This is a genomic window from Wolbachia endosymbiont of Tuta absoluta (assembly GCF_059414725.1).
This window is the reverse complement of sequence record NZ_JBNRJY010000026.1, coordinates 1-9960: the sequence shown is the minus strand read 5'-3', so window position 1 is coordinate 9960 and position 9960 is coordinate 1. Positions and strand designations below refer to the sequence as shown.

Annotated in this window: 8 protein-coding genes, 1 tRNA gene and 1 pseudogene; 4 read left to right on the top strand and 6 right to left on the bottom strand. The window is 34.1% G+C overall.

The annotated features are described in order from the left end of the window. Positions 1-296: 296 nt before the first annotated feature. The 3 genes from ACJ5GX_RS00230 (at position 297) to ACJ5GX_RS00220 (ending at position 3164) form a co-directional block, all read left to right on the top strand. Positions 297-369 (top strand) — tRNA-Val (locus tag ACJ5GX_RS00230). A 28-nt stretch (positions 370-397) separates the two neighbouring features. Then, positions 398-1294, top strand: a complete 897-nt coding sequence (locus ACJ5GX_RS00225; protein WP_007302486.1) for a cation diffusion facilitator family transporter — start codon at positions 398-400, stop codon at positions 1292-1294. 55 nt (positions 1295-1349) lie between these two features. Then, positions 1350-3164, top strand: a complete 1815-nt coding sequence (locus tag ACJ5GX_RS00220; protein ID WP_052264700.1) for a hypothetical protein — start codon at positions 1350-1352, stop codon at positions 3162-3164. On the opposite strand, the gene plsY is transcribed toward ACJ5GX_RS00220, so the two are convergent. The 5 genes from plsY to ACJ5GX_RS00195 are packed head-to-tail and all read right to left on the bottom strand — an operon-like array spanning position 3159 to position 8023. Further along, positions 3159-3734, bottom strand: a complete 576-nt coding sequence (plsY, locus tag ACJ5GX_RS00215) for a glycerol-3-phosphate 1-O-acyltransferase PlsY (protein WP_052264701.1) — start codon at positions 3732-3734, stop codon at positions 3159-3161. The genes ACJ5GX_RS00220 and plsY overlap by 6 nt on opposite strands. Positions 3735-3746: 12 nt before the next feature. After that, complete coding sequence (locus tag ACJ5GX_RS00210; RefSeq protein ID WP_495292565.1) at positions 3747-5213, bottom strand: alanine/glycine:cation symporter family protein; 1467 nt, start codon at positions 5211-5213, stop codon at positions 3747-3749. A 2-nt stretch (positions 5214-5215) separates the two neighbouring features. After that, positions 5216-6550 carry an alanine/glycine:cation symporter family protein gene (locus ACJ5GX_RS00205; RefSeq protein ID WP_052264703.1) on the bottom strand — a complete coding sequence of 445 codons (1335 nt, stop codon included), beginning with the start codon at positions 6548-6550 and terminating at the stop codon, positions 5216-5218. 22 nt (positions 6551-6572) lie between these two features. Continuing rightward, a complete protein-coding gene (locus tag ACJ5GX_RS00200; RefSeq protein ID WP_019236894.1) occupies positions 6573-7343 on the bottom strand; it encodes a CDP-alcohol phosphatidyltransferase family protein in 771 nt (256 codons plus the stop codon). Beyond that, positions 7340-8023, bottom strand: a complete 684-nt coding sequence (locus ACJ5GX_RS00195; RefSeq protein ID WP_495292564.1) for a phosphatidylserine decarboxylase — start codon at positions 8021-8023, stop codon at positions 7340-7342. The genes ACJ5GX_RS00200 and ACJ5GX_RS00195 overlap by 4 nt, the downstream gene beginning before the upstream one ends. Before the next feature lie 232 nt (positions 8024-8255). Here ACJ5GX_RS00195 and ACJ5GX_RS00190 point away from each other — a divergent pair. Then, a pseudogene (locus ACJ5GX_RS00190) lies at positions 8256-8909 on the top strand (ankyrin repeat domain-containing protein); the annotation flags it as partial. 85 nt (positions 8910-8994) lie between these two features. Here the strand turns inward: ACJ5GX_RS00190 and ACJ5GX_RS00185 are convergent. Continuing rightward, positions 8995-9174 (bottom strand): hypothetical protein, encoded by a 180-nt coding sequence (locus ACJ5GX_RS00185; RefSeq protein ID WP_495292563.1) that lies wholly within the window; start codon positions 9172-9174, stop codon positions 8995-8997. Positions 9175-9960: the final 786 nt, after the last annotated feature.

Here is a 9960-nt window from a genome sequence, read left to right as displayed (position 1 = left end):
AAATTACATTAACATCTGTTACGGCAGCAATAGCTGTATCTGCATCAACAGCATTAACATCTGGTTATGTTAAATATCTAATGTCAAAATTCGATAACGAAATAAAAGAAATAAAAGAGCGACAAAACGTAATGGAAGGGACGCAAAGCTTAACAGAAGGGGATCAAAAACAAGGATAAATACTCTTATTGGTATGATAAGGAAAGTGGGAAGGTTTGTCAAGGAATTTCATTCAACAAGAAGTCTAAAAGCAAATTGACTTTCATTTCACTGAAGCACTATACTAAAGCTACGATGGGTAATTAGCTCAGTTGGTAGAGCACTTGCTTGACGTGCAAGGGGTCGCTGGTTCGAGCCCAGTGTTACCCACGTTTTTTTGCTCATAAAAAGATTTTATATGACAGCAGTGCACAATGGCAAACACTCAATAGCAGAGTCCAAGCGCTTAATTTATTCCATAATAATAGTCGCAATAACAATGCTTATGGAGATAGCAGGTGGAGTAATTTCACATTCGCTTGCTCTACTATCAGATGCAGGACATATGCTCACTGATCTTTTTGCCTTGGTTTTAAGCTGGATAGCACACAAATTTTCAGCTAAGAAATCTGATTTACAGAGGTCATATGGGTATCACAGATTGCAGATAATTGCAGCATTTGTTAATGGTTTAACTCTATTTTTCATTGCAGCGGTCATTATAATTGAATCAATAAAGAGATTCATTTGTCCGGTCAATGTTGAATGGAAAGTAATGCTAATAATTGCCACACTTGGCCTGATCTCTAACATTATAGTCTTTTTTATATTACATAGTAAATGCGAAAGTAATATAAACATAAAAAGTGCTGTATTGCATGTTATCGGAGATATTTTAGGTTCTGTAGCTGCTATACTTGCATCCATAATTATCATGTTTACCGGATGGCAAATAGTGGACCCTATTTTGTCAGTATTTGTCAGTGTAATAATCTTAAACAGTGGCTATAAAATTCTCAAGAATTCTTGCCATATACTCCTTGAAGGTACACCTGAGAGTGTATCTGCTGAGGAGATAAAAAGTGAGATTGTATCTAAGTTACCTGAAGTGATAGATGTGCATCATATACATGCATGGTCACTATCTGATAATTATTTTATACTTACTATGCATGCCAAGATAAAGCAAAATGGACAACACACTAATATTTTGTATGAGATAAAAAAAATACTATTAAATAGGTTCGAAATTGCGCACTCTACAGTTGAAATTGAATACGATGAGTGCGTAGACAGTAAAATACTTAAGCATTGACATCTATAGGCTATTTGTTATTACTACAATATCATAATATTATAGAGAGTAGGCTATGATAGGTATTTCCCAAATACAATTTCCTGGAAAGGATTCTTACAGATTAAAGACAGCAAGTTACTTCGCAGCTTTTGTTTCTTTAAGCATTTTAGTTAATCCTGCCAATGTCTTTTTATCTTTTGCCACATTGTTTTTTAGATCTGAAATAAAAACTTTTTACGTTTATAAAGACATAAAAGCTGCAAAGCAGGAAAAAATAAGTAAAAAGGAATATGGGGAAATATTTTTTGAGAAAAATAAAATTAAAATAGCATCTTTCCTTTTATTTTTTGCCTCTATAACATATATAACTTTTACAACTACTTTCCTGCTTGTTTCGTTACTTGCAACAATACCACTTGCAATGGTTTTAATTCTATTACAAAGTGAATTAAGGCCAAAGGATTTTAATCCATTTACGTTACTCAAAGCTGCTATTAGTTTCTTTTTAGAAGGCATAAAAGAAAACTCACGTGGGCTAGTCAATAGCTTTGATATTAAGCTTGAACATTTACTACCCCATCAATTAAATAATGATATCATTAAAAATATTGACAAATTAAAAGATAAATATACTGAACAAGTATCTGAAGACACTATTAATAATGAGGGATTTAAAGAATTTATTGAATATATAAATCACTTACATATGCTTGATGGCCAACCATTTAGTAATGAGAATAAGGGAAAATTAGTAATGTTTTTGCAAGATTTTTGCAAAGGTAATGAGAAACATAGCTCTGGCTTCACTGGTGGACAAATTCTTCTGTTAGTTCTTAGAGCCTGCAATGATGGAGATAGAGAAGCTGTAAAAAATAAAAAAGACGCGTTGATTGCAAATTTACTAGATAGCCAAACTTTCTCTAGAAAAGAACGAATTCCTAACACATGTTTTACTGGTGTTATCTACAGAATGTTAAGTACATTAGAGGGTATTCATTCCGATCCAGAGATTAAATTTACACCACCTAGACAAATGCTCCTTACAGAAGCAGAAAATGAAGCACGTAAGTTTATGTTAGACAGGCTAAAAAATAAGAAGAACAGTAAAGAAATTCTTAGGGCTTGGTATAACGCCCAAAATAATTATGAAGATGATAAAAGTCAAAAAATAGTTGATGATTTTATTGCAGAAGTAAGCGTTCCTTTAATGAGAAGGTTGCTAAGTTTTACTTCTCAGTATAGTGAACAAATTGTGCTGACATTAATGAAAAATATCAGCTCTGTAAAGTTAAATAAATTAGAGCACTTTGTGTTGGGTCAGCACATGAGAGATAGACTGCAGGAGCATGCTTTAGATGACCAACTCGAAAATATCAAAGAAAAAGTCTTTTTGAAGCTTTTAAACCAAAATTTACTTAGGATAGATTTTTCTCTTAAGGATTCATTTTTGAATGAAGCTAAGGGAATAGCTGACGAAATAATAAAAGAAGAAGTAGAGAAATTTAGGTCAGAAACTGCTGAAAAGGCTAGGAAAGTTAACCCTATAGAAGCTCAAATAGATGCTACATTGCAAAATCTGTCAGCCTTGCCACGAGAAAGGAAGTGTTGCATTGCATATAACAGACTAAATGGACAATATAAAGGTGATAAAAGAGAAATAATGGAGAACATCTTACTAAAAAAATTAGAGATAACGAAAGAAGAAATGAATAAGATGCTAGAAGAGTATGATATACGTAAGCTAAAATTAGCACTTGATGATGCATGTAAAAAAAGTGGAAAAAACATGGAAGAAATAATAAAAGAAGTAGAAGAAGTAGTCTCAAGTCGTCTCTCACATGGAGTATCCGCTAGTAATGTAGTAGAAGGAATGAGACATAGCTCATAAAAACTTACGTTCTCTGCCTTGCAGAAGATTTGCAATATTTTTGTAATGCTTCAAGAAAATTAATATCGCTACAGTGAGTAGTATAAGGAATAACTCCTTTTGAAAAAAGAAAGATGCTATAACAGCTGCTGCAGTAGCAGCCAAGGAAGCAAGAGAGGAGTACCGAAAGATAAAAAATACTATTAGCCAGACAAATACAAATGCTAATGCTATAGAAATGTTAAGTGCTATCAAAACTCCCAAAGTTGTTGCAACTCCCTTTCCTCCATTGAACCTTAGCCAAATAGGAAACATATGCCCTAGAACTGCTAAAATTGCAGATACATATATATAAAAATCGTTATTATCACAAAATTGTTGTGCTGTATAAACCGCGACAAATCCTTTCAAAGAGTCTAAAAATAATGCGAGGACAGCAAGTCTCTTATTTCCTGTTCTTGCAACATTTGTAGCACCAATGTTTCCTGAACCTACTTCTCTTAAATTTATACCATTTATTTTTGCAATAATTAAGCTAAACGGTATTGAACCGATTACGTAAGATAATATAAGAATTATATATTTCTCCATTATACTAAAAATCTAGTTGATCTTGTTATTCCTCAGTCTTTTTAGATAGCATTGAACTTCATCATTAATCTGATTGCTAAACAGTATAAGTGCTGTCATATTGATGAGTGCTAAACAAGAGAATAAAGCCCCACCAATATTAGCAATAGCCATTATATCTTTAGACAAACCTGACAAAAATGCAACTACCACCACCGCTATACGATATATTACTACACTTTTTACACCAAACAAATACAGCCATCCCATTTCACAACAATATACAAATGAAATTACTGAGGAAAACGCAAACAAAGGCGCAGCGATGGTTAAAAGTATAGGAAACCAAGAAGAAACTGTTTCAAATGCTTTTTGGGTGATCAATATTCCCTCGCCAATGCCAGTCTGGTATGTGCCTGTTATTACTATTGTTATTCCTGTCAAACAACAAATTAACATTGTATCGAAGCATGGTTCTATCATAGCAACTAGACCAGTCCTAACCGGCTCCTCATCTTTAGCTACAGCGTGAGTAATTGCAGCAGAACCAACACCTGCTTCACTGGCAAAAATTGCCCTTTGAATCCCAGCGACAAATGCTCCTACTACTCCACCACCAACAGCATTGAAGTCTATCATACTGGAAAACAATATTTTTAATGTATTGCTAAAATTGTGAATATTGAATGCAATAATCGTGAAACAACTCAAAATATATATGAGTGACATAATAGGCACTAGTGCAGAAGATACTCTAGCTATTCTCCTGATTCCACCGATAATCACTAGAGCAAGTAATGTAGAAATTATGAAGGAAAGAACCCAAGGATGACTATCTATCCAGCTTGAATAGCCAGATAATATTGAAACCATTTGATTAGTCTGAAATGCTACACTTCCACCAAGACCTGACAATACAAAAAACACTGCATATATTGCAGCTATCACAATACCAAGCTTCTTAAATCCAAATTCCTCTAGTCCATTTCTTATATATTGAAAGGGACCACTGAATAACTGCTCTTGACCTTCTGTTCTGTGCCTGAATGCTAAAGTCACTTCAGCGAATTTTGCAGACATACCAAAAAAGCCTGTGATCATCATCCAAGGTACCGCTCCTGGCCCTCCCATTGAAATTGCAATTGCAACACCAGCAACAGTTCCAAGACCTACTGTGCTTGATAGCGCGGTTACAAATGCCTGAAAATGCGTAATGTGACCATCATGATGATCTGTGTCATATTTTCCACATAAAATAGCGAACGCATGCTTAAACATCCTTATGTTGAGAAATCTAAAACGTAGTGTTAGAAATATATAACCAAAGGCCAATAAAAGAATTATAAATGGTACGTGAAAGATCTTGAAAAACAACACTTCATTCATGAAGTTGCTTACTCCATTTAATGCAGTGTCATAACTTTTATGAAAAACTGAAGCAGCGTATACATCGTTAAACGATAGGCAAAATAACATCATGCAAAGCAATCTATAAATCATGTTTAATACCTTTTGTAATAAGAATCTATTGTATTTAAGACTTCCCTTCTCAGTAGATATATTGCAACAGCATTTGGAATCATAAGGCACATAAACAGGCTATCGCCTAAATAAGATATAAATTCTATATTTTTTGACATACAACTGATATACACTGAACCCACTATAAGAATTTGGAACAATATCAGTACTTTTTTGTTACCAAATAAGTACAACAGGGCAACTTCACAGTAGTAATAGTAAGCTATTATTGTGGAAAATGCAAAGGAAAACATTATCAGCGGAAGAGCTAGCTTGCTCAATAAAGGCAAGGCTGTTGAAAATGCTGAGCTAACTAACGTAATATCACCTACGGTATTAGTGATATGCATATCGGTGATAATTATCACAATACCAGTCAAAAATGAGACTAATATTGTGTCTACAAATGGTGCAATCATTGCAACACTTCCAACTTTAACTGGGTCTTTCTCTTTTACAATCGAATGTGCTATAGCTGCTGTTCCAGTACCTGCTTCATTAGCAAACACTGACCTTCTTACCCCTGCTATTAATCCACTCAATACTCCACCTCCTATAGCTGATTTGTTAAAGATATCTTGAAATATTATAGATAGAGCATTCAGTAGATTATTTCCGTTTACACAGATTAAATATATACACATGCCTATATATAACATTATCATGATCGGCCCTAAACCTGTTGCAACTAAAGCAATTCGCTTTATTCCTCCCAGTATTACAATTAATACAAATAGCGAGATAATAACAGATGTGTTGTATTCAAATAAGTTACTTGACAACGCTGCAATTTGATTTGCCTGAAATGGTATGCCGCCTAGAATCATTGCAACAAGCAGCATAACTGCGTAGATAAATGCAAGGAATTTGCCAGTCTTCATAAATCCAATCTTTGCAAGTCCATGTTCCATATAATAAAAAGCCCCACCAGTTGTGTTTTCAGAGCGATGAGTAAATGCAAGCACTACTTCAGCAAATTTTATTGACATGCCAAGTACTCCGGTAATTATCATCCAAAAAACTGCACTTGGCCCCCCTATTGTAATAGCTATTGCAACTCCTGATATTGTTCCAAGACCAACTGTTCCTGAAATTACCGTTGCAAATGCCTGAATGTGGGTGATTATGCCGTTATTATTATGGCTCTCTAGGTTGAATAGTGTTTGTATCCCATATTTGAACAACCTAAAGTTAATGAATTTGAATCGAATCGTACAAAAAACCCCAGTTGCAATTACCCAAATAATTATAAATGGTATGTTGAATATCTGTATATATAAAAAAGAGTTTAATAGATCAGTTGCTTTTACAATCATGCTGCTCACTACTTTTATATAGCTAATGAGTTTTATATGTGTAGTATATATAAAGTCCAGTGCTTATTGGAATAGTAAGTATATACAATGCGCCTAAAATTGGTAGTGTTATCCAGGGCTTGCTTATAAACAGTATGATCAATATTCCAAAAAACGACACAAATATATAGGATAGGCTTCTAGGAACATAAATGTACTTTGCAGAGAAAGTTGGAATATGACTTATCGAAAAAAATGAAATGGCCAAAAAGTAACAAGCTGTATTCTTTACGTTAAAAAATTGCTCTATAAGAAGTAAGTATTCACTCTCATGAGATTGAAAGGTAATAATTATTGGTAACAGAGCAAGTAAAGCGCATACAGGAGCTGGAACGCCGGAAAAGAAAAATTTTTTCCAGTATAATTGTTCTGAATGTAACGAAACATTGAATCTGGCAAGTCTTATTGATATGCAGATTACATATATCATTACTAAAATCCATCCTACAACTTTAATTTCATTTAACTTCCAAAAATATAAAAGAAAAGCAGGTGCTGAACCAAAATTTAGAAAATCTGCAAAAGAATCGAGTTGTGCTCCAAAATCGCTAGTTGATTTTAAAATTCTGGCTATTCTGCCATCCATTCCATCTATTATTGCTGCAATGATAATAAAAATTGCTGAAAATTCCCATTGTTCATTAAATGTGAATTTAAGTGAAGTAAGGCCAGCACATAAACCCAGTAAAGTTATAAAATTCGGAAATAACTTGGTAATAGGTAAGGATTTACCGTTACTTTCATCGTTATTCATACAATGTCAAAGGTAAGCTTCTCTTGTTTATTTAAATCTGCTATAACTGTCTCACCACCAATAACAGTTTGGCCTTCTGAGACTCTTACCTCTATTACAGCAGGGATATAAATATTTACTCTGCTACCAAATCTTATAATTCCAAATCTTTCACCTGCTTTTACGCTCTGAGATGTCCTCAAATTACAAACAATGCGGCGTGCAATAAATCCAGCTATTTGTTCCACAATGATTTCTTTTCCCTTTTCATATTCAATCACAATAATCTGCTTTTCATTTTCATTACTGGACCTATTACTCATTGCAGAAACAAACTTGCCTTTCTTGTAGCTCATTTCCTTTATCGTACCAGATATTGGTATACGATTCACATGGACATTCAAAACGCTTAGAAATATGCTAACAAGCGTAAACTTCTTTTCTTCTTCATTCTCTTCTGATAAAGAGTAACTAACTTCTTCTATCTTTGAAATTACACCATCAGCAGGACTTAATATAAAGTCCTTATTGTTTGGTACAGCTCTTGCTGGATCACGAAAAAAATAGGTACATAATAACGTTGGAAATAAGCAAGTAATTCCAGCTCCCCAAGATATAGAGAATGCTATACATGTTACGATAAAGGAAACAACTATAAATAAATAACCTTCTCTGTTTATGTTAGGTAAACCAAAGCACATAATTTATTCTCGATAATTCATTATTAACAATTTATCATTTATAATTTCTCATGAAAAGCTTTTTTTCACTTCTTCACTTTTGGAATGGTTATATAAACATTTGCTTATATAACCATTGATAGAGATTAATTTTTAATGAAAATTTAATTTCTTAGCTATTGTTAATATTATTTTAATAAAAACTTAATAATAATTCTTAATAATATATGAATTGTTGTGTTCTTAATTTCGTATGACAGGGGAAATAGAAAAAGATGAATCTCCTTCCTTATACTCTGCAATTCGGATGGGTGATATTGAAGCTACAGAGCTGCTAATAAAGTTTGGTGCAAATGTCAATGATAATTATGAACGTAATCGTACACCACTACATATTGCTATCGGGTATAAGCAGTTTGAAATAGCGAAATTGCTGATAAATAACGGAGCAAACGTTAACGCAAAAACTGGAAATCATGGCAAAGATGACTTAACACCAATGCACCTTGCAATTTTTGCAAACACGCCAGAGTTTATAGAATTGCTAGCTAGCAATGGTGCGTCAATTGATGAAAGAGAAAGCACTGAAGGACATACACCTTTTCACCTTGCTACTTTATATGGAAATAAAAGTGTAATACAAGCCTTAGTTGACAAGGGACAGAATATTGAAGATATTGATAATAATGGGCGTACAGCTTTATTTTTAGCTATTAGGCAATGCACTGAAGCAAAGGATGATAGCAGAGTAGAAGTTATCGAGTATTTGATAAATAAACTCAAAGCAGACATAACGAAAAAAGATAATAATAACAACACAATACTTTTTCCTGCTGCTAATAATTGTCCTGGAAAAGTAGTGGAACTCATCATTAAACAATATATAGAAAGCTTTGGTAGAGATCGATCTACGTTAGTTACAGTTTTGAATATTATACTATTAGATTAGGTATATGATGTAGTTTACCAGAAAACTCCAAAAAGTTGACATTTCAAAATGACGGATGTGCTATAAAGATTTCAGTTTGGTGAAAATTTTCAATATTATTTTGATTAATTGCACCCATTTCCAAGCGTTTGCCATACAATGTTTGTTTGCAGTAATTTATCCTTAACATTGACCCTATCGATCGATCAGATAATAAAAGAAAAATTTCTACTGAGATATCCATATTTTTAAAGAATTCTTTAAAAAGGTTTTACCTTTATTCCACTATTCAAATACAACTTATTGGAACGGCGGTACCACAGCTTAACTGGGGGCACTGTCGTGCCCCGCCAAGACGACCCAGCGAAGTTGAAGACACTACCTACCTTTTCTCAAAATGCATCGTCGTTTTTAAACGCTCATAACTTTGATTTATGAAATACCAGATTAATAAAGTTCTCGGGATAAGTTGTCAATAGTAACCCCATTGAACATACAACGTTTTAATTGCATAGCTTTGAAAATATAGATTTCATTGATATCTAAAATACGCCGATTTCGTCACTACTCACTCACTGATGATCGATCCCTATTTTGTGCTAGTTTTGTCCAAGTTCTGCCGCCAGCCTTCACTATTTGGTCAACCTGACTAGTTGCTGGAAGACCTACGCTTCTACTTTCTACTTTTGGCCACCACCCTATTCAAGCCTTTGCTCCACCTGCCATCATCTCACCTAACCTTATGCCCTGCCCACCGCCACTGGCCTCCACGACACCCTTACTGACACTCGCAGTCATCGTCTGACCGACGTCGTATTTCAACGTTTGGAATTTGGCCGAGAAGGGTGTTGCTTAGCATGGCGCGTCTCTCTGTGCCATTTATATTTTGTGGACAGTCTCTCAGTCTTAGCAAGTGTACATGTTTTAGCACCAAAAGTCATGTCATGCAGGACACATTTGTTTTCAGGCACTGTGTCATTTTTCGGTCAATATGAATGTTATCTATTGACTTTTTGCTAACTTTTGTTCT